This is a genomic window from Planococcus maritimus (genome assembly GCF_001687625.2).
GTDB classification, from domain to species: domain Bacteria; phylum Bacillota; class Bacilli; order Bacillales_A; family Planococcaceae; genus Planococcus; species Planococcus maritimus.
Map to the genome: position 1 here is coordinate 1,972,759 of NZ_CP016538.2, position 21,464 is coordinate 1,994,222.

Genomic DNA, 21,464 nt, shown 5'->3' on the forward strand with positions numbered 1-21,464 from the left:
ATAGTTTCACACAAGATATTATATTAGCAAGCTTTAAAAGGTTTGTAAAGTATTTTTTCTTAACACTACTAAATTTACTTAAAAAGCGAGTCCAGGCCTGGCATCGACATCTTTTTCTTGCCCTTTTTGCCGGCCATTCCGGACATTTGTTTCATCATTTTTTTCATGTCTTCAAACTGCTTAAGCAGCCTGTTGATATCTTGGATGGACGTTCCGGAACCACGCGCAATCCGTTTTTTACGGTTTGCATTGATGATTTCGGGAGTCGTCTTCTCCTGGATCGTCATCGAGCGGATAATCGCTTCGACGCGTCCCATTTGGCTCTCGTCCACTTTAGCGTTTTCGAGACCTTTGATTTTACCCGCGCCTGGGAGCATCTTCAAAATTTCATCAAGCGGCCCCATTTGCTTTACTTGATCCAATTGTTCAAGAAAATCATCGAACGTGAACGAAGACGTGCGGAATTTCTCTTCCAGTTCTTTCGCCTTCGCCTCATCGACGTTCGTTTGCGCTTTTTCGATTAAGGACAGCATATCGCCCATGCCGAGTATGCGGGAAGCCATACGTTCTGGGTGGAATGGTTCTAGCGCGTCCATCTTCTCGCCTGTACCGATGTACTTGATTGGCTTTTCCGTGACGGCGCGAATTGATAATGCTGCACCACCGCGCGTGTCGCCGTCAAGCTTCGTCAAGACGACCCCTGTAATGCCGATTGCATCATCAAAGCTTTGCGCTACATTGACCGCATCCTGACCAGTCATCGAATCGACGACAAGGAAAATTTCATCCGGCTCTTTGATCGACCGGATGTCTTTTAGTTCCTGCATCAATTGCTCATCGACATGCAACCGCCCTGCCGTATCGATAATGACTGTATCCAAATGTTCCGCTTTTGCGTAATCAATCGCTTCACGGGCGATATCGACTGGATTCGCGTCCGTCCCTTTCGAGAATACCGGCAACGATAATTGTTTGCCAATCGTCTCAAGCTGATTGATTGCAGCTGGGCGGTAGACGTCCGCTGCAACTAGCAATGGCTTGCGGTTATTCTTCTTGCGCAGCACTCCTGCAAGCTTACCGGTCGTCGTTGTCTTACCGGCCCCTTGCAAGCCGACCATCATGATAACCGTTGGCTGTCGCGTCGAAAAGTCAATTTTGCTTTGCTCTCCGCCCATCAACTCCGTCAGTTCATCTTTAACGATTTTTACGACTTGCTGCCCTGGCGTTAAGCTCTCCATAACTTCAAGGCCAACCGCACGTTCACTGACTTTCTTAATGAACGACTTGATCACTTTCAAGTTGACATCCGCTTCAATCAAGGCAAAGCGGACTTCGCGCATCATCTCTTTTACGTCTGCTTCGGACAATTTCCCTTTGCCTTTGATTTTGGTCATCGTTCCTTGCAGGCGTTCAGATAATCCTTCAAATGCCACTATATACCGCCTCCTAGTCCCATTCCTTCAACTCGTCCAAAAATTTCTGGACATTGTCATCTGTGAATGGCTGTTTTTCAAAAGTCGAGACGAGTTGCTGACGCCGTTGAAACTTCTCGAACAGCTGCAACTTCTCCTCGTATTCTTCTAGCATCGCTTCGGTCCGGCGGATATTATCATACACCGCTTGGCGCGTAATTTCATACTCTTCGGCAATTTCACCGAGCGAATGGTCATCCAGGTAATACAAGCTCATATAGCTGCGCTGTTTGGGCGTCAGCAGCTCTTGATAAAAATCAAAAAGATAGTTCATTCTGGTCGTTTTTTCTAGCCCCATCAATGACGCTCACCCCATTCATACTCCTGTATACCATACTGAATCACGGCGACTCCGTCAAGTAATTTTACTTGTCTGCATTTATTTCCTGTTGTTCTTCACGGTCTAAACCTTCGGCAAACAATCCGTAAACGTATTTCTGCGGGTCGAACGGCTGAAGGTCATCCAGTTTTTCACCAAGTCCGACGAATTTCACTGGAATATTGAGCTTGTTGCGGATTGCGAGGACGATACCGCCTTTTGCCGTTCCGTCAAGCTTTGTTAAGACGATGCCTGTTACTTCGGTTACTTCTTTAAACGTTTGTGCTTGAATCATGGCATTTTGGCCCGTTGTCGCGTCTAACGCAAGCAACACCTCATGCGGTGCCCCGGGAATTTCTCGGGCAATGACGCGATGCACTTTCTGCAATTCATTCATCAAATTGACCTTGTTTTGCAAACGGCCTGCCGTGTCGCAAATCAAGACATCGATATTTCGTGATTTCGCAGCACGCACAGCGTCGTACATGACCGCTGCTGGATCAGATCCTTCGCTTTGCTTGATGGTTTCAACACCCACGCGCTGCCCCCACACATCGAGTTGATCGATGGCACCGGCGCGGAATGTATCACCTGCTGCCAGCATGACGGATTTGCCTTCGTTTTTCAGGCGCTGGGCCAGTTTGCCAATCGTCGTCGTTTTGCCGACACCGTTGACGCCGACCATCAAAATAACAGTCGGACCGGATTCGGCGAACGTCAATTCACTTAGCTGCTGGTCACCCGACTCGTAAATCTCAACCAATTTTTCGGAAATGACCGATTGCACGTTGGAGGTATCTTTGACATTTTGTCGCTGTACTTCAAAACGCAATTCTTCCATCAATTCGATAACGGTTTCAAAGCCAACATCTGCTTGCAATAGCACTTCTTCAAGTTCTTCGAAAAAGTCTTCATCGACTTTCCGGTAGCGCGCGACCAAATCATTGATTTTAGATGTGAAGCCAGTCCGCGTCTTGCTTAAGCCTTCGCGGTATTTTTCGGTTGACTGTTCTTCCTCAACGTTATTGCTGAATTTATCTTTTAATTTCTTAAAGAAACTCATAGACTCACTCCTTATTTAATGTCTTCTTGCAATTTGACGGAAACCAATTTGGAAATACCGGACTCTTGCATGGTGATGCCATATAGCACATCCGCGCCTTCCATTGTTCCTTTGCGATGGGTAATGACGATAAATTGCGTATCTTCGCTGAATTTTTTCAAGTACTGACTGTACCGCACGACATTCGATTCATCAAGCGCCGCTTCGACTTCATCGAGAACACAAAACGGCACAGGACGCACTTTTAAGATAGCAAACAGCAAAGCAATAGCCGTCAAGGCCCGTTCGCCACCTGATAACAGACTCAAATTCTGTAATTTTTTGCCCGGCGGCTGAGCGATGATGTCCACTCCCGTCATCAATAAGTCTGACGGCTTGGTCAAGACCAAATCGGCTGAACCTCCGCCGAACAATTCTCTGAAGACGTGGCGGAAATGACTGCGGATGGCGTGGAAGGTTTCGTCGAAACGCAAAGTCATTTCTTCGTCCATTTCCTCGATCAAACCGCGCAGTGTATCTTTCGCTTCATTCAAATCGTCGCGCTGCTCGCTCAAGAAGCGGTGGCGCTCGGCTACATGTTCGTATTCTTCAATGGCACTGATGTTGACGCTGCCAAGTTCATCGATCGATTGCTTGAGAAGTTTCACTTGTTTTCTGACGGCTGCTTCTTCCCCTTCAAGCGGGTAGCGGCTGGCCGTCTCCAGGTCCATTTCGTAATGATCTACGAGCTGGTCGAGCAAGCCTTGCAACTGCACTTCAAGGCGGGTCGCTTTCACTTCACAGATACGCACAGCTTCTGTAAATCCTTTATGAATACGGCTTTGCTCGCGCAATTGTTGCTCTTCTTCATCAAGTGTGTGCTGCAGCTTTTGGCGTTCATTACGAGACGCATCAACGGTTTTGCTTGCTGATTGCCGCGCATTCGACCATTTTTGGATTTCCGCTTCGATTTCTTCATCCGAAAAGCTTTTGGATGCTTCTTCTGATTGAATCCACTCGAGCTCCCGTTCAAGCTCCGCAAGACGATTGAGACTTGTCGTGTGACGCTCTACTAATTCGCTGACTTGCGCAGTGAGTTGCTGAATCCGTTCTTTGCGGACCGCCATGTCTGACTTGAATTCTGCAAGCTTCGCGAGCAATTCACCTCTTGCGGTTTCTTTCTGTTGTTTGAAGCCGGTCAATTCTTCGATTTCGTCGTTCAAGCTTTCGAGCTCTTGCACAATTACACCCATGCGCTCGGCTGCCGTCTGCTTGCGGTTTTCAAGGCCAGAGAGATCTTGTTTGGTTTGCTGTTCTGCACGGAATAGCGTGAAACGGCTATCGGTTGTTTTCCATACCGCTTCAATTTCCCGCAGATGGATGGCACTTTCCGCTTGTAGCTCGCGGTAGCGCTCACCTTCTGTCCGAAGCTGCTCTAATTGCTGTTCGGCGATTTCTGCACGCGATTGCAATTCACGGACTTTTCCTTCGGCTTCCGCGATGGTGCCTTGAAGTTCAGCAGCTTGCTGTTGCAATTGTTCAAGTTCTGCCTTTCTGGTGAAGAACGAGGCCTGGTTTTTCGTCGCCCCACCCGTCATGGAACCGCCCGCATTGATGACATCGCCTTCTAATGTCACGACACGGTAGCGGTGGCCAATCGCTTTGGCAATGGATGTCGCCCCTTCAAGATCTTTTGCGACCAGCACATGGCCAAGTAAGTTTTGGAAAATCATCGCATATTGTTCATCGTAACTGACGAGTTGAGAAGCGATATCGACAAATGCCGGATGCGCAGAAACCGTTTGCACCACTTGCTGGGAAATCTGTCTTGGCTTTATGACCGTCATCGGCAGGAACGTGGAGCGCCCTGCGCGTTTTGTCCTTAAGAAACGGATCGCTTCGCTGGCACTTTTTTCGTCGCTCGTGACGATATGCTGGCTGGCTGCGCCAAATGCTGTTTCGATGGCTTTAGCGTATGGCTTTTGAACATCCGCCAATTCAGCTACTGCGCCGATAATGCCGCTCAGTTCGTTGCGTTCTCTTGCCTGCAAGACTTCACGTACCCCGTGGAAGAACCCGGAATAATCTGCTTCTAGATCCTGCAGGGTATCGATGCGGGCAGTGAGTTGTTTATGGGATTGATACGCCTGGAACAATAAAGTTTTTTTATGGTCGTAATCTGCTGTGAGTTGCTTGGCGCTAGCTTCTTGTTCTTTGAAATGCTGGCGTTTCTTGTCCAGGTCTGCATGAATTTCTTCGTATGCTTTTTGCGCTTGCTGCTTTTCTTTCAACAAACGGTCAAGTTCTTTCTCAAACGACTCTTCTTGTGCGGCAATGCGGCCACTCGACTCGGTCATTTGCTGCTGTTGGAAATCAATATTTTTCAGTTCGTTTTTCAACCCTGCCTGTTCGTTCATCAATTCGATATAGAGTGATTTTTTCATTTCTATTTCATTATCGATATCGGCAGGCGTCAAGTTCAATTGCGCTTCTAGCTGATGGACCGACTTGCGTATGTTTTGCTGCTGGATTTTTTGTTGTTCGAGAGCCTCGCTTTGTTGTGCATGGCGCTGTTCTAACTTAACTGTTTCCTCGCGTTCGACCTTGATCGAATCTTCCAATGCCTGACGCTGACGATCCGCATTATGCTTTTTCTCGGACATTAGCAATTTGCGGCCTTCCCATTTCTCGGATTCCGAACTCGCTTCGACTAGTGCCACTTGTGCCGCATCAATTTTTTTATCCAGTGCATGCACCGATTTTTTCGAAGCGGCAATCAACCGTTCTGTCTCTGAAATCTCAGAAGCAAGTTGCTGCTCTTGTGCTCCGTGCTGCTTTGCTTCTTGTGATAGCTCTGACAGTTGTGCTTTCAGGGCATTTGCGTCGTGAGCCAATAGCGCGATGTCTGCATCTTTCAGCTGCGCACTCATATCGAGGTAGTCACGGGCTGAGGAAGCCTGCATTTGCAAAGGTTCCATGCGCCCATCCAGTTCGTGGAGAATATCTAGCACGCGGTTCAAGTTTTCGTCTGTTTCGTTCAACTTAAACTCAGCTTTACGTTTTCTTTGCTTGTATTTCAATACACCGGCAGCTTCTTCAAAAATCGACCGACGTTCGTCTGCTTTACTATTGAGTATTTCATCTACTCTCCCTTGGGAGATGATTGAAAAAGCTTCCTTGCCAAGCCCTGAATCCATGAACAAGTCGGTAATATCTTTTAAACGACAAGCCTGCTTATTTAATAGATAAGCGCTTTCTCCACTGCGAAAAACCCTTCTCGTTACGCTGATTTCGCTGTAATCGAGAGGGGCTTTGCCGTCTGTGTTATCCAATACTAAAGTGACTTCTGCAAAATTCAGCGCTTTTCTTGAATCGCTCCCGGCAAAGATGACATCTTCCATTTTTGCACCGCGTAGTGATTTCGCAGATTGCTCACCGAGAACCCACCGAATTGCGTCGGTTACATTGCTTTTGCCGCTGCCATTTGGCCCGACCACGGCGGTAACGCCCGGGACAAAATCGATGCCAACTCGATCGGCGAACGATTTAAACCCAATTACTTCCAATCTTTTCAAAAACATGTTCAATCCTCCGCTGTCTCCTGCAATTTAAGGATGGCAAGCTGTGCTGCCTTCTGCTCCGCTTCCTTTTTGGAGCGCCCGTCGCCTAGACCTAATTCTTGGTCTCCCAGGGAAACGCGCGTCACAAAAATACGGCTATGTGCAGGACCCTTTTCTTCGATGATTTCATAATTCAAGGTACCGGTATTTTTTTGCTGTACCAGCTCCTGCAATTGGCTTTTGTAATCCATCGCATGAGAAAAAGCACCGACTTCCACTTTCGGGAATAGCACAACCTCTAAAAAGGCTACGACCTTTTCCAAGCCCTGATCCAAATATAGCGCGCCGACAAATGACTCGAAGACGTCCGCAAGGAGTGCAGGGCGTGTTCTGCCGCCTGTCAGTTCCTCGCCTTTGCCGAGCAAAATGTATTTGCCAAAGCCTAGTTCATTAGCGAAAAGGACGAGAGATGGCTCACATACAATCGATGCGCGCAATTTGGTCAGTTCGCCTTCAGCCATTTCGGGATATTTCATATAGAGGAAATGCGATACCGACAATTCCAACACGGCGTCACCTAAAAACTCCAGGCGTTCATTGTCCGTAAATTGTCTTCTTCGATGCTCATTCACATAAGATGAATGGGTAAATGCCTGCTGCAAAAGGGCAGGCCGTTCAAACTGGATGTCCAGCTCTTTTTGCAATTGCTCAAATGCCAATTTCGCGCTTTCTTTGAGCGCTATTTGTTTGGTGTTTTTCGGTTTTCGTTTCATCGCCATTTTTATCTGCCTTCCTCTAATGTTCTCTTGTTGATTTTACCTGTTTTTCAGGCATTGTGCAAAAAGAGAATTGACGCACAGCTAGGCTGTGCGTCAATCTTGTGTGCTATCAAGCTGGGACGAATCCCGTTTATTCAACTTAAGCTTGTTGTTTTTCGATGTAAGTTACTGCGTCGCCTACTGTTGCCATTCCTTCTGCATCTTCATCGGAAATTTCCATATCGAATTCGTCTTCTAGCTCCATGACCAATTCAACTACATCCAATGAATCCGCTCCAAGGTCGTTTGTGAAAGATGCTTCAGGTTTCACTTCGCTTTCTTCCACACCAAGACGATCTACGATTACTTTGGTTACGCGTTCCAATACTGTTGACAATGCCGTCACCTCCCCTCAAATCAGTATACATAATTGTTGACTACATGACCATGCCGCCGTCCAAATGCAAAGTTTGGCCGGTTACATAATTGGCTTCATCCGAAGCGAGGAACAATGCCGCATTTGCCACATCTTCCGGCGCGCCGAAGCGAGCAAGAGGAATTTGGGCGAGCATGCTCGATTGCACATCGTCGCTGAGTTTTTCCGTCATATCGGTCGTGATGAATCCAGGCGCCACAGCGTTAGCAGTGATGCCACGACTCGCAAGTTCTCTTGCTGTTGTCTTTGTTAAGCCAATTACGCCCGCTTTTGCTGCTACATAATTCGCTTGTCCCGCATTGCCCATGACGCCAACAATCGATGCGATATTGACGATACGGCCCGCACGTTGTTTCATCATTTGACGTGTAACAGCTTTCGTGCACAAGAAAACACCTTTTAAGTTCGTGTTGATCACGTCATCCCATTCGTCTTCTTTCATGCGCATCATCAAATTATCGCGTGTGATGCCAGCGTTGTTAACGAGAATATCGATCGAGCCAAATTCCTTTATCGCCGCATCCGCCATCGATTTTACCGCATCTGCGTCTGCCACATTGGCCTTAACCGCAATGGCTTTGCCGCCCGCTTGTTCAATCTCAGCTACGACGGCTTCTGCCTTGTCCTGACTGCCACTGTAGTTGACGACAATATTTGCACCTTCTTCAGCAAAGCGCCGGGCGATAGCGGCCCCAATGCCGCGCGATGCTCCTGTAACGATGGCTGTTTTTCCCGTAAGTTTACTCATTTGGTCAACTCCTCTACCGCTTTTTCAAATGACTCCAAATCATATACCGGAATCACTTTTACAGAACGGTCGATTTTCTTCACCAAACCGCTCAGTACTTTGCCAGGTCCGACTTCAACAAAGGTCGTAACCCCAAGCTCAATCATTTTTCTCACCGATTGTTCCCAAAGCACAGGAGAATACAATTGATGGATCAACATGTCCTGCAATTGTGTCGCGTTTGTTTCCGGCTCTGCTTTAAAGTTCGTGACGACGGGAACTTTAGCGTTGAGCAAGAATGAATCACTCAGTACCTTTGCCAAGTCATGTGACGCTGCGCGCATTAATTCTGAATGGAACGGGCCACTGACATCAAGTGGAATGGCACGTTTGGCACCGCGTTCTTTAGCCAGCTCACAGGCTTTTTCTACGCCCGCTTTCGTACCGGAAATAACGATTTGCCCTGGGCAGTTCAAGTTAGCCAATTGAACCACACCGGCGCTATTTGTCGCATCATCTGTTACTTCTTCGAGCTTGCCTGCATCCATGCCCAAAATGGCAGCCATTGCGCCTTCGCCTGCAGGGACCGCTTCATTCATGAACAGGCCGCGCTTATGAACCACTTCCACCGCTTTCGGAAATTCAAGCACATTTGATGCGACAAGCGCACTGTATTCACCGAGGCTATGGCCCGCTGTATAATCCGGACGCACACCAGCACGGATCAGTCGTTCCGTAATCATCGAGCTAACGGTCAAAAGTGCCGGTTGCGCGTGATATGTTAAAGTCAATTCTTCCTGAGGGCCCTCGAGCATCAATTTCGACAATTCCATTTCAAGCACTTGGTCGGCGCTATCGAAAAATTGTCGGCTTTTATCATCTTCTAGAAAGCTTTCGCCCATGCCCACTGTCTGCGAGCCTTGCCCAGGATAAATAAATGCGATTTGCTTTCTCATGATGATTGTTCCTCCTTCAAAGTGCTGTAAATCTTACCGGCTACGTCATACTCAACCATTGTCCGAGCCTGGCGGATGGCATTGTAGAATGCGGTACCGTTGGATGAGCCGTGCGCTTTAATGACCGGCGCCTTTAAGCCGAATAATCCTGCACCGCCATATTCACTGTAATCCAACATGCCTTTTAACGCGCTTAAATCATTTTTTACAAGCATTGCTGCAATTTTGGTTTTGGTCGAAGCCATGAAAACGTCTTTGATCATGGCGAATACATTCATCGCGGTTCCTTCAATCGTCTTCAACACCATATTGCCGGTAAAGCCATCGGTAACGACTACATCCGCCGCACCGTTTAGCAAGTCGCGCGACTCCACGTTGCCGATAAAGTTGACAGGTGCTTCTTTAAGCAAAGGAAATGCTGATTTTGTTAGCTCATTGCCTTTTTTCTCTTCTGTTCCAATGTTCAATAAGCCGACTGTTGGGTTCTCGATGCCTCTCACTTTTTCGGCATAAATGCTGCCCATGATGGCGTATTGTACAAGATGCTCTGGTTTGGCATCGGCGTTCGCGCCGAGGTCCAGCATCAAAAAGCCTTTGCCGTCCATCGTCGGTAAAGTCGGCGCCAGTGCCGGTCGGTCGACTCCGTCAATGCGGCCGACAATAAACAAGCCAGCGGACATAAGTGCCCCTGTATTTCCTGCAGATACCGCCGCATCCGCGATGCCTTCTTTAACGGCTTCTGCCATGCGGACCATCGATGCATCTTTTTTTCGGCGCACCGAACGGACCGGATCGTCTTCCGATTCGATCACTTCCGTACAATGGATAATAGTCAATCGGTCTTGCGTTTTTATGTATTCGTCGATTTTATCTTGCTGCCCGTAAAGTAAAATTTCCACGTCGCTAAACGCTTCGAGCGCTTGTTTGACACCTTCGATAATTTCTTTTGGGGCGTTGTCCCCGCCCATTGCATCAATCGCTATTTTCACGAATTGTCACCTTCACTTTGTTCAGTCATGCGGTACATTTCGAATGTACCGATAAAAACTACTGCCTGATCAACCGTCGATACTACTTTGACGAACGCACGGTGCTTTTGTGGCTGTCTGTCGGTCACTTGTGCTTTCGCTACGACACGCTGCCCAGCTTTAACCGGCTTCAGGAATTGCAATTCCGATTTTACGGTGAGCGCCAATTCTTCATTCATCACCGCTACCGCCAAGGAATTGGCTTGCGCAAACAGATGATGCCCTCTGGCTATCCGGTTACGCTGGAAAACATGTTCCGGTTTGACGTCAAAAATTGAAATGGCTTTATTGTCCAGTTCTATGTCGATTATTTCGCCGATCACTTCGTCAATTGGCAAGGATTTCACTTCGTCGTCAAAAGTTTTCTCGGCGACATGCTTAATGCGCTCCCGAAGTTCGGGAATCGAAAGCTCCATCCGGTCGAGACGGATCGTCTGCACACTGACCCCGAACTCGATCGATAATTCTTCATCGGTCACGAACGGATTGTCTTTAATTGAGGATTTCAGCGCTTCCTGTCGCTCTTTTTTAGGTCTTCTCACTATGTCACCGCCCGCTATTAGCACTTGGTACTAATATGAGTATATAAACAACAAAAAAAGAATGCAAGGAAAATCGGTCCCCTTGCATCCTAATCAAGTCTTCCACCTTCCAGAATACCGGAATCTTCGAGCATCGCCCGCAAACATTTCGTCTCATCCGAAATCCAAAATGAGTCACTGGCGATCAACGCCTCGGCGTCTTTTCTCGCCGCTTCAAGTGCCCGGTAATCATGTACCAGGTCCGCCATACGGAATTCGGGTATACCGCTTTGCTTGCGTCCAAAGAAATCACCAGGCCCGCGCAGCTCCAAATCCTTTTCAGCCAGGATAAAGCCGTCATTGGTTTCCGTCATCGAATTCATGCGCTCTTTGCCGATCTCCGTTTTCGGGTCCGCCAATAACACACAATAGGATTGGTCACTGCCGCGCCCGACCCGCCCGCGCAATTGATGCAGCTGAGACAAGCCAAATCGCTCAGCATCATAAATAAGCATGAACGATGCATTCGGGACGTTAACACCTACTTCGACGACAGTGGTCGACACCAGCACAGCAATTTCTCCTTCTGCGAATTCACGCATCGTTTGTTCTTTTTCGTCCGGGTGTAGCCGGCCATGCATCAATCCCACCGTATGGCGCCCTTCGAAATACACCGTTAATTGCTGGTACAGTTCGACGGCATTTTGATACTCCAAGGTTTCGGATTCTTCAATCAGTGGAGCGATGACATACGCTTGTCGACCGGCAAGAAGTTCTTTTTCCATGCGGCCGACGATCTTGCCAAACATCTCTTTTTTCATCCAATACGTTTCGATTTCTTTTCGCCCAGCCGGCATTTCATCAATGATTGACACATCCATTTCACCGAAAGCCGAAATCGCGAGCGTTCTCGGAATTGGCGTCGCTGTCATAAACAACACATCCGGATTTAATGCTTTATCTTTCAATACTCTGCGCTGGTCAACGCCAAAGCGGTGCTGCTCATCCGTGATAACAAGGCCCAAGCTTTTAAACAACACTTCCGGTTGAATCAACGCATGGGTCCCGATGAGGATATCGATTTCGCCATCCACTAACCGCTTTAGTACTTCTTTGCGCCTCTTGCCTTTAACGGACCCCGTTAACAAGGCCACACTAACCCCAAAGGGCCGGAACCATTCTTCAAGCGTATTGGCATGTTGCTCCGCTAGAATTTCGGTCGGTGCCATGAGCGCCCCTTGTTTACCTGCTGTTACGGCAGCATATAAAGCAATTGCTGCAACCACCGTCTTGCCGGATCCGACGTCCCCTTGCAATAAACGGTTCATCCGGAACGGTTCTTTCATATCGCGACAAATTTCGTTGACGACGCGCTTTTGCGCACTGGTCAAATCGAACGGCAAGTCATCGATAAATGCTTTTAAGCGCTCCAAATCATAATCGATAAACGATCCACCCTCGGCTTCACGATTTTTCTTGCGCAGCGCCTGCATCTTCAACTGGAATTGCAGTAATTCTTCGTACACAAAGCGACGTCTTGCTTGTTTGAGCGAGGATGCATCTTCTGGAAAATGGACGGTCTCGAGTGCTTGCTCAAACGGCAGTAATTGGTACTCTTCCCGGATAGAAGCGGGCAGGCAATCCGAGAGCTCGCCTTTTGTAGAGTCTAGCGCCTGCCGCATCAACTTACGGAACGTTTTTTGGTGCATGGAACCTTTCAAACTATACACCGGTTCAAAATCTGCACCGCCTGTCCGCGGTCCGATCGAATGGCTGGACACCGTGATCAATTGGCGGCCACGGTCCCATTTACCGGTCAAGGTAACGACCGCCCCGATTTGAAGTTTGGCTTTCACATAGTGTTGGTTGAAAAAAACCGCCTTGACCAGATGGCGGCCAACAAGCACCGTCACAGTCGTCCGCGATTTATTTTTCCCTAAAAAAAGGACGGAAGGCTCGTTTTCGACCCTTCCCTCCACCGTTACCCGTTCATTATGGGGCGTCTCAGCCAGGTCTTTGAGCTGAAAATCCTCGTGGCGATACGGAAAGGTCATGATCAAGTCTTCAAGACTTTCGATTTTCATGTCCCGCAGGGTTTCAGCCGCCTGTTTTCCGACCCCTTTCAACGAAGAGACCGGTGCTTTATTGTCCACTGCCAACTACCGAGCCACCGAAAATTTTGGATTCCAGCCATTTGCCTGTCGGTGTCGCGGCCAATCCGCCTTTCGCTGTTTCACGGAACGCGCTAGGCATTGCTTGGCCAATTTCAAACATGGCGCTGATGACTTCGTCGCACGGGATGCGGCTGGTTACGCCAGCGAGGGCCATATCTGCTGCAACGACTGCATTGGATGCACCCATCGCATTGCGTTTCACACATGGCACTTCTACGAGCCCCGCCACAGGGTCGCAGACTAGACCGAGCATATTCTTTAAAGTGATAGCAAAGGCTTCCGAACTTTGCTGAGGTGTGCCGCCAGCCATTTCGATAATGGCCGCAGAAGCCATTGCAGCTGCAGAACCAACTTCTGCCTGACACCCGCCAGCTGCTCCTGAGATCGAAGCGTTATTCGCTACGACAAATCCAAAAGCACCCGAAGTGAACAAATAACGGATCATTTGCTCACGCGTCGGATTCAGTTTATTTTTTACGGCAAATAATGTTCCCGGCACAACCCCTGCAGAGCCCGCAGTCGGCGTCGCACAAATGGTACCCATCGCCGCGTTCACTTCATTGGTCGCCACGGCTTTACTGACCGCATCGAGCAGTAGATCACCAGACAAGCTATTGCCTTGCTGCATGTATTTTTGCAACAGCACCGCGTCTCCACCCGTCAAACCAGAAACGGAGTGCACGCCTTGCAGGCCTTTTTCAACCGCTTCTTCCATGACCGTCAAATTACGGTCCATTTGTTGCATAATATCTTCCCGCGAACGGTCTGTGATAAGCATTTCTTGCTCAATCATGATTTCAGAAATGAGCTTGCCTTCTTTTTCTGCCCGTTCAACGAGTTCCCTTACATTTCGGAATAGAACATCCATTTCTCTTACCTCCTGTTTAGTCGGCGATGCGCGTAACTTGCGTAATATTCGGCAACTCGCGCAATTCATCCATAACTTCTACGTTTACCGTTTGATCGACTTCAATGACCATCAATGCCATGTCGCCACGTTCTTTGCGGGACACTTCCATATGGCCAATATTAATGTCGTATTTATATAAACAATTCGCTACGTTTGCGATACAACCCGAACGATCGTCGTGAACGACGAGAATCGCCGGATGGTTGCCAGAGAGCCTGAGCGGGAAACCATTCAGTTCCGTAATTTCGATTTTGCCTCCACCGATCGAGATGCCCATCATCGACATTTCGGATTTGTCATCCCCAATGACGATGCGCGCCGTATTCGGATGGTCGACATTACCTGTTTCCGGGATAAATTCATAGCTCATGCCAAGCTTTTCCGCTTCTTCAAATGCGGTTTTGATGCGTTCGTCGAACGTATCGTAATCTAGTAAGCCACCAATAATCGCTACATCGGTCGAATGCCCTTTATAGGTTTCGGCGAAAGAACCGTACAAATGGATCTTCGCCCATGATGGCTGCCTACCGAATAAATCTCGCGCTACTCGACCGATACGCGCTGCCCCCGCTGTATGCGAAGATGATGGCCCGATCATGACCGGGCCGATTATATCAAAAACAGATTTGAACTTCATGCTCAAACCCCTCACTTTCCGTCTCGTATAATTTCATTTTACATGAAAAGTGCACAGGAAACAAAGATAATAAAGCGCATACATTGTCTTAACCATGGGCTTTTCTCACCAGTTATGAAGACTCTTTCTGTTGCGCATCGTTTTGCCCTTCAGCTAAAACTTTTCTATTTTGGAAAAATAAAAAGCGGAAGCCCGGTGTCTTATTCCCGGACCTCCGCCTAACATTATTCAACTGCCAGAATATAAGGATAAAGTGGCTGCTTGCCGTTGTGGATTTCCACTTCGACATCGCCATTCAATGATTCGATAAAGGCCCCGAGCTTTTCAGCATCGGCTTCTTCGACATCTTCTCCAAAGAGAATGGTGACGATTTCTGCATCCGCATCGACCAGTTTTTTGCACAATTCTTCAGTGACTTTTTCCAGGCTTTCATCCGACACAACAATCTTGCCTTCGGAAATCCCCATGAAATCGTCTTTTTTAATAGAGATGCCATCGATCGATGTGTCACGGACTGCAAAAGTGACCGATCCCGACTTGACATGCTGGATTGCCTCTCCCATCGCTTGGCGGTTATCTGCGACGCCAGCTTCTGGATTGAAGGCTAACAGCGCCGACATGCCTTGCGGGACATCTTTTGTCGGCACAACAGCCGCTTCGATATCGAGAAGCTCTGCCGCTTGTTCCGCTGCCATGATGATGTTTTTGTTGTTTGGTAGGATCAAGACGCGCTCAGCACCGATCGACCGAACTGCATTGACAATGTCTTCTGTTGACGGATTCATCGTCTGGCCGCCTTCAATTACATAGGAGGCACCGATTGAACGAAGCAGTTCCGCTACGCCTTCACCCATTGCGATCGTGACGATTGCGTATGGGTGTTTCGTTTCTTCCGTTGGAGCGGCTTTTTTATGGCCTTCCCCGACAATATCGGTATGCTGCTGGCGCATATTTTCGATCTTCATGCTGATCAGGCTTCCGTATTCTTGGCCGTATGTAAGAACTTTCCCCGGCTCTTCAGAGTGAATATGGATTTTCGCAATTTCGTCGTCTGAAATAACTAATAACGAATCGCCATAAGCGCTCAAGTCCGTTCGAAATGCAGCTTCGTTGAACGAGCGTTTATCGTCTTCGAATTTAACCATAAATTCTGTACAATAGCCGAATTCGATATCTTCCGTGTTCATGAAGCCGGCAATGTTTTTGTGATGCTCAGCACTGACCAAATCATCCATCGAATTATCGACATGCTTCTCAGGTAGGGCTTCGCCTTTCAATGAGGCAAGAAATCCTTCGTAGACATAAACAAGACCTTGCCCGCCACTGTCAACAACACCAACTTCTTTGAGTACCGGCAATAGATCCGGAGTTCTCTCAAGTGATGCTTTTGCTTCTGTAACGACCGCTTCAAACAGTACGATGATATCTTCTTCGCTGTCTGCTAAGGTCATGCCTTTTGCTGCCGCGTCTTTTGCGACTGTTAGGATTGTCCCTTCAACTGGTTTCATGACGGCTTTATAAGCCGTCTCGACCCCATGTTGCAAAGCTTCTGCCAATTTTTTCGCAGATAGTTCCTGCTCGTCAGCAATGAACTTGCCGAATCCGCGGAACAATTGGGATAAAATGACGCCCGAGTTGCCGCGCGCTCCCATTAGGAGGCCTTTCGATAAAGCACTTGCTGTTTTTCCGATATGTTCTTGTGCATGAGATTCCGTCTCTTTAGCACCGGATGTCATCGATAAATTCATGTTCGTCCCAGTATCGCCATCAGGCACAGGGAAAACGTTCAATGCATCTACATAATCCGCATTTTGGTATAGATGGTGCGAACCCATCTGTACCATCTCAGCGAATTTCACTCCGTTTAATGACTTCATAACCGAATTTTCCTCCTCTTACGGGTTCGTCACACGAACACCCTGGACATAAATGTTTACCGCACTAACCGGCATGCCCAATGTTTTTGTTATCGTATATTTCACTTTTGATTGGACTTGATACGCCACTTCCGAAATTTTTGTTCCGTAGCTGATGATTACATACATATCAATGACCAAATCGCCATCTTCCTGGCGCACAAGGACTCCTTTGGCAAAGTTTTCTTTGCGGAGAATATCCGTGAGGCCATCGCGGATCTGGTGTTTAGTTGCCATCCCTACGATACCGTAGCATTCGATCGCAGCGCCGCCGGCTATTTGGGCTATCACATCATTAGAAATATCGATTTGACCATATTCATTATTCAACTCAATCGACATTAAAATTCCTCCTCGAGTCCTATTTCACTCTTTTCATTCTACATGAAAGCCCTTTATAAGAAAAGCCAACGTTTTAGGCTGTAAAGGTTTTTTTCTTGAAAGGCTGTGATTTTCACTTGCGCCCCTCTTTTTTCTATGGTAAATTATTAAAGTATGTGAAACGAAAAACGAACTGAAATTCTATTATAATTTTCAGCTTCACTTGTGAGGAGGGACTTACATGCCAAAAGTATGTGCAGTATCTGGACGTAAAGCTCGTGCAGGAAACAGCCGTTCACACGCGTTGAACTCGACAAAACGTACATGGGGAGCAAACCTTCAAAAAGTTCGCATCCTTGTAGACGGCAAGCCGAAACGTGTATGGGTTTCCGCGAGAGCATTGAAATCAGGAAAAGTTGAGCGCGTCTAAACCGCTCATGAATAATGCCAGGTCTGACAATTGTCAGCCTGGCATTTTTTCGTGCGTTCAATCGGAACTTTCGATGACGATCAAGTCTCCCTTTGTAAATGAGACCGTTCCATCGCCTGCTAATTCATTGCTGGTGAAGCGTGTCGAACCGAACGAAATCCGCTCATCTTTCACTGGATATTTAAATCCTTTTATCGTAAAACCGCTCACTTCTTCTGAAAATGGATAAAAGGATATATAGGTGAAGTCATTATCCGCCTTCATTTGATATGTACCGGGTTTCATGAAACGAATGCGATTCTGCTTGTTTAACACCCTAAAGTCGACAAGCGGATAGCTTTTTTGATAAGCAAACACAATTTGCAAGGCTGCTAAATAATGGTCAAGCCTCCCGCCAGTCACCCCTGCAACGATAACAGTTTCCGGATTGTAATCCATCGCTTTTTTCAAGGCAAGTTCCGTATCCGATTCATCTTTTTCCGAAGGCGATCGCTCCAGCTCCGGAAAAGCTAAGCGAATTTTTTCATATTCGCTGTCCGTCACCGAATCAAAATCCCCCACAGCCTCCGCCGGCTCAATGCCACGCTCAAGCAGTGTCATGACGCCCGCATCCACCCCAATATGCAGTGCCCCTTCATATAAAGAAAGGTCCGGCAATTCATCTGCCGGACCTCCTGCTGTGATGACGACTATCACGAGATAACTCCTAGCCCCGCTTTTTTAATCGCCTGCAACGCTTGTGCGCGGTCTTCTTTACCGAAGATGGCAGAACCGGCCACAAAGACGTTCGCCCCTGCTTCTGCGCATGGAACAATTGTTTCTTCGTTAATGCCGCCGTCGATTTGGATCTCGACCGACAAGCCTTTGTCGTTGATCAGCTGGGATAAGGCTGCAACTTTTGGGACGACTGAATGGATGAATTTCTGTCCGCCAAAGCCAGGGTTAACGGTCATGAACAGTACCAAGTCGATATCTTCCAAAACATGCTGAATCGTTTCGATGGGTGTATGTGGATTCAAGACAACACCCGGTTTCACGCCGAACGAGCGAATCAATTGAATGGTACGGTGAAGATGCGGGCACGCTTCAACATGGACCGTAATATAATCCGCTCCAGCCTTGGCAAAATCCTCGATATACCGGTCCGCATTTTCAATCATCAAATGGACATCAAGTGGAAGCTTTGTCAACGGGCGAAGCGCATCGACTACAATGGGCCCCATCGTAATGTTTGGAACGAAATGGCCGTCCATAACATCAATATGGATCCAATCCGCCCCAGCTTTCTCGACTTCCTGTACTTCTTGACCAAGCTTGGCAAAATCTGCTGCTAAAATAGACGGTGCGATTTTAATCATGTGAATACCTCGGCTTTCGATTCATTATTTCTTCCAAAAATTTCAAATAATGCTTATAACGATACTCAGGAATATCCCCGGTTTCCACTGCTTTTTTGATGGCGCATTTCGGTTCATTTAAATGCAGGCATTCACGGAATTTACAACCTCCTGAACGTTCCTCCATTTCGGGGAAACATGCCGATAATTGCTCTTTATCCAGTTGTTCGAAATCAAAAGAACTGAACCCTGGAGTATCAGCAAGCAAGCCCCCGTTCACACTAATCAATTCGACGTGGCGCGTCGTATGCTTACCACGGTTTAAGGCTTGCGAAATGTCATCGGTCTTTAGCTTCAACGACGGCAAAATGGTATTCAGTAAAGTTGACTTGCCGACGCCCGATTGTCCGGCAAGAACACTCGTTTTGCCTTCAAGCACCGGCATTAGCCGTGCCTGCAAGCTCGGATCGTCGATAAACGATTCAATGACCTCGTAGCCGATTGTCCGGTACTCATCCGCATAACGGTCTAGCGCTGTTCGCTCTGATTCGGACATTAAATCGGTTTTTGTCAGGCAAATAACCGGTTGAATATCGAACGATTCAACCGCTACGAGAAAACGGTCTAATAGCAATGGATGAAAATCAGGCTGCTTTGCTGAAAACACTAAAATTGCCTGGTCGATATTGGCGATTGGTGGACGCACTAGTTCGTTTTTGCGTTCTTCGATATCGAGTATCGTTCCTTCTCGGTCATTATCCGCTTTATACTCGACGAAATCCCCAACAAGCGGCGTGATTTGGCGGTTGCGGAAAACACCCCGGCCACGGCATTGCACATAACGATGCCCGTCTTCATCCAATACATAATAGAATCCGCTCAAGGCTTTTCTGATCTGACCTTTCGGCATAGCACCACTCCTTATCCCATACATATAATTGTTTAATCTGCGTCCTCATAACTCACAGTCTTTTCTAAGATGATTGTGGCGTCCCGAACGATTCGGTAAGAAGCACTGCCGCCTTCAACGATTTGCATATCAAGCTGGTGATCAGTGGCTTCTGTAATGGTGAACTCCTCAACCGGCTCAACCATGCTTTGGTTCTGGTCTTCGATATAGACGCGAATCGTCTGCTCGACCGGCTCTTCACCTTCTTCTGCTGGTTCTGCCGGCTCATAAGGAATTTCAACCGTTTCGACATAGGTCTTCACCGGCAGCTCTGCACTGCCCGATGATAAGACGACTTCAATCGTACTACCGACTTCAAGCATCTCGCCACCTGCGACATTTTGCGACAGCACCAATCCCGCTTCCACAGAATCCGACTCTTCTTCACGAACGATGCGGATATTGAACCCCGATGAACGGGCATATTCATTCAACTCTGCTTCCCCGTAACCGCTTAAATCTTCTACTTCACGCAAGTCAGGTCCTTTACTGACGACAAATTCGACAGCTGTTTCACTGATAACGACTTCTGTTCCAGCTGCTGGGTTTTGGCTAAGGATGGTACCGGGCGGTTCATCGGAAAATTCCTCTCGCACATCCGGCGAGGCAAAATTTGTGCCTTCTAGCACCTGCTGTGCTTGTTCAAGCGAACTGCCGACAAAATCATCGAATTCAGCTGTTTCTTTGCCCTTGCTAATAAATAAGCTGATGCTTGATTCCAAATCACGCATTTTTCCAGCTTCGGGGATGGTACGAATAACATGATTTTCTTCAACTTCTTCTGAAAACTGCTCGGATTCTTCCGCAACGACAAAACCAGCAGCGGTCAACTCTTCATGCGCGGCTTCTCTTTCCATTTCGGAAACATCCGGAACGGCTACTTGCTTTGGCTCAAACAATCCAGGAAACGCAAAAACAGTAATCAACCCAGCCAATACCAAAAAAGCGACAATTGACAAAATAATTGGTGTTTTTTTACGTTTTTTCTTTTTAGCTGATTTTTTCGGTTCTTGTTTTTCTTCTTTGATAGGAAGCGCCATCGTCTTGGTCGCATCGGCTTGTTCGTAAGTACCCGAATCTTTGATGGCCGGCATTGCCCGGGTCTCCCCTTCATCTACAGGCACCGCAAATTTCGGTTCGCTCAGACGTTCTGGTGTCAAAGCTGTCGCAAGGTCTTGTGCCATTTCATCGGCTGATGCATAGCGATACTGCGGATTTTTGGCGGTTGCTTTCAACACGATATTTTCCAAGCTTTGCGGCAGGTCGGGAACGCTAGCCTTTAAAGAAGGCGTATCCGTCTGCAAATGCTTCAAAGCGATCGCTACAGCCGACTCCCCTGAAAACGGAAGCTTTCCTGTCAACAATTCATACATGACAATGCCCAGCGAGTAAATATCGGACTTTTTATTGGCCATGCCGCCTCTTGCCTGCTCTGGCGATAGGTAATGCACGGTGCCGAGCACGGAATTGGTCTGCGTATAGGAAGTAGCGCTCAATGCCATGGCTATACCGAAATCAGAAATTTTAACATTGCCATCTTCATCGACCAGTACATTTTGCGGCTTGATATCCCGGTGGACGATATGATTGTGATGGGCATGTGCGAGAGCCGAGGCCAATTGCGACATGATTTCCACTGCACGTTCCGGTTCGACTGGGGAATGTTTAATGATATATTCCTTCAATGTATCGCCCGGTACATATTCCATAACGAGATATGGCAAGTCATTGTCTTCCCCAACATCGAAAATACTGACGATGTTCGGGTGCCCAAGGCTTGTCGAGGACAATGCCTCACGTTTAAAGCGGCGCCGCAATTCTTCTTCATTGTTGAAGTCATAGCGCAGCACTTTAATGGCGACATCACGATCTAGGATCATATCATGTGCTAAATAGACATTGGACATGCCTCCGCTGCCGATCGCTTCAAGTACTTTATAGCGGCCATTGATTCGTTTTCCGATTAACATC

20 protein-coding genes are annotated in these 21,464 nt (G+C 47.7%); 1 reads left to right on the forward strand and 19 read right to left on the reverse strand.

The annotated features are described in order from the left end of the window. Positions 1-74 precede the first annotated feature (74 nt). From ffh to BBI11_RS10020, 15 genes are all read right to left on the reverse strand, one after another. A complete protein-coding gene (gene ffh, locus BBI11_RS09950) occupies positions 75-1,433 on the reverse strand; it encodes a signal recognition particle protein (RefSeq protein ID WP_068462881.1) in 1,359 nt (452 codons plus the stop codon). Between the two features lie 13 nt (positions 1,434-1,446). Beyond that, positions 1,447-1,770: a putative DNA-binding protein gene (locus BBI11_RS09955; protein ID WP_058383565.1), complete on the reverse strand. Its 324-nt coding sequence runs from the start codon at positions 1,768-1,770 to the stop codon at positions 1,447-1,449. A gap of 67 nt (positions 1,771-1,837) precedes the next feature. Beyond that, positions 1,838-2,854, reverse strand: coding sequence for a signal recognition particle-docking protein FtsY (gene ftsY / locus BBI11_RS09960; protein ID WP_068462883.1), 1,017 nt, complete (start codon positions 2,852-2,854; stop codon positions 1,838-1,840). Between the two features lie 11 nt (positions 2,855-2,865). Beyond that, positions 2,866-6,414, reverse strand: a complete 3,549-nt coding sequence (gene smc / locus BBI11_RS09965) for a chromosome segregation protein SMC (RefSeq protein WP_068462884.1) — start codon at positions 6,412-6,414, stop codon at positions 2,866-2,868. A 2-nt stretch (positions 6,415-6,416) separates the two neighbouring features. Beyond that, positions 6,417-7,172, reverse strand: a complete 756-nt coding sequence (rnc, locus tag BBI11_RS09970; protein WP_068462886.1) for a ribonuclease III — start codon at positions 7,170-7,172, stop codon at positions 6,417-6,419. A gap of 139 nt (positions 7,173-7,311) precedes the next feature. Next, positions 7,312-7,548: an acyl carrier protein gene (locus BBI11_RS09975; RefSeq protein WP_068462888.1), complete on the reverse strand. Its 237-nt coding sequence runs from the start codon at positions 7,546-7,548 to the stop codon at positions 7,312-7,314. A gap of 40 nt (positions 7,549-7,588) precedes the next feature. Beyond that, positions 7,589-8,335, reverse strand: coding sequence for a 3-oxoacyl-[acyl-carrier-protein] reductase (gene fabG, locus BBI11_RS09980; protein ID WP_068462890.1), 747 nt, complete (start codon positions 8,333-8,335; stop codon positions 7,589-7,591). Then, the gene (gene fabD, locus BBI11_RS09985; protein ID WP_068462892.1) at positions 8,332-9,270 is read right to left on the reverse strand and encodes an ACP S-malonyltransferase; all 939 of its coding nucleotides are present in this window, start codon (positions 9,268-9,270) and stop codon (positions 8,332-8,334) included. The genes fabG and fabD overlap by 4 nt, the downstream gene beginning before the upstream one ends. Further along, positions 9,267-10,259, reverse strand: coding sequence for a phosphate acyltransferase PlsX (gene plsX / locus BBI11_RS09990; protein WP_068462893.1), 993 nt, complete (start codon positions 10,257-10,259; stop codon positions 9,267-9,269). The genes fabD and plsX overlap by 4 nt, the downstream gene beginning before the upstream one ends. Then, positions 10,256-10,840 carry a transcription factor FapR gene (gene fapR / locus BBI11_RS09995; RefSeq protein WP_068462895.1) on the reverse strand — a complete coding sequence of 195 codons (585 nt, stop codon included), beginning with the start codon at positions 10,838-10,840 and terminating at the stop codon, positions 10,256-10,258. The genes plsX and fapR overlap by 4 nt, the downstream gene beginning before the upstream one ends. A gap of 89 nt (positions 10,841-10,929) precedes the next feature. Continuing rightward, positions 10,930-12,972: an ATP-dependent DNA helicase RecG gene (recG, locus tag BBI11_RS10000; RefSeq protein WP_068465726.1), complete on the reverse strand. Its 2,043-nt coding sequence runs from the start codon at positions 12,970-12,972 to the stop codon at positions 10,930-10,932. Next, positions 12,962-13,861: an L-serine ammonia-lyase, iron-sulfur-dependent, subunit alpha gene (gene sdaAA, locus BBI11_RS10005; protein ID WP_068462897.1), complete on the reverse strand. Its 900-nt coding sequence runs from the start codon at positions 13,859-13,861 to the stop codon at positions 12,962-12,964. Before sdaAA ends, recG begins: the two co-directional genes overlap by 11 nt. 16 nt (positions 13,862-13,877) lie before the next feature. Continuing rightward, positions 13,878-14,540, reverse strand: a complete 663-nt coding sequence (sdaAB, locus tag BBI11_RS10010; protein ID WP_068462899.1) for an L-serine ammonia-lyase, iron-sulfur-dependent subunit beta — start codon at positions 14,538-14,540, stop codon at positions 13,878-13,880. Positions 14,541-14,764: 224 nt separating this feature from the next. Next, positions 14,765-16,417, reverse strand: a complete 1,653-nt coding sequence (locus BBI11_RS10015; RefSeq protein WP_068462901.1) for a DAK2 domain-containing protein — start codon at positions 16,415-16,417, stop codon at positions 14,765-14,767. 18 nt (positions 16,418-16,435) lie between these two features. Continuing rightward, positions 16,436-16,798: an Asp23/Gls24 family envelope stress response protein gene (locus BBI11_RS10020; RefSeq protein WP_058383552.1), complete on the reverse strand. Its 363-nt coding sequence runs from the start codon at positions 16,796-16,798 to the stop codon at positions 16,436-16,438. Between the two features lie 220 nt (positions 16,799-17,018). Here BBI11_RS10020 and rpmB point away from each other — a divergent pair, with 220 nt between their 5' ends. Next, positions 17,019-17,207: a 50S ribosomal protein L28 gene (rpmB, locus tag BBI11_RS10025; RefSeq protein WP_058383551.1), complete on the forward strand. Its 189-nt coding sequence runs from the start codon at positions 17,019-17,021 to the stop codon at positions 17,205-17,207. 57 nt (positions 17,208-17,264) lie between these two features. Here the strand turns inward: rpmB and BBI11_RS10030 are convergent, their stop codons facing one another. From BBI11_RS10030 to pknB, 4 genes are read right to left on the reverse strand one after another with little or no spacing between them, the layout of a single operon-like run. Beyond that, the gene (locus BBI11_RS10030; RefSeq protein ID WP_068462904.1) at positions 17,265-17,903 is read right to left on the reverse strand and encodes a thiamine diphosphokinase; all 639 of its coding nucleotides are present in this window, start codon (positions 17,901-17,903) and stop codon (positions 17,265-17,267) included. Then, complete coding sequence (rpe, locus tag BBI11_RS10035; protein WP_068462906.1) at positions 17,900-18,565, reverse strand: ribulose-phosphate 3-epimerase; 666 nt, start codon at positions 18,563-18,565, stop codon at positions 17,900-17,902. Before rpe ends, BBI11_RS10030 begins: the two co-directional genes overlap by 4 nt. Further along, the gene (rsgA, locus tag BBI11_RS10040) at positions 18,558-19,454 is read right to left on the reverse strand and encodes a ribosome small subunit-dependent GTPase A (RefSeq protein ID WP_068462908.1); all 897 of its coding nucleotides are present in this window, start codon (positions 19,452-19,454) and stop codon (positions 18,558-18,560) included. Before rsgA ends, rpe begins: the two co-directional genes overlap by 8 nt. 32 nt (positions 19,455-19,486) lie before the next feature. Next, positions 19,487-21,463 carry a Stk1 family PASTA domain-containing Ser/Thr kinase gene (gene pknB, locus BBI11_RS10045; RefSeq protein WP_068462909.1) on the reverse strand — a complete coding sequence of 659 codons (1,977 nt, stop codon included), beginning with the start codon at positions 21,461-21,463 and terminating at the stop codon, positions 19,487-19,489. Position 21,464: the final 1 nt, after the last annotated feature.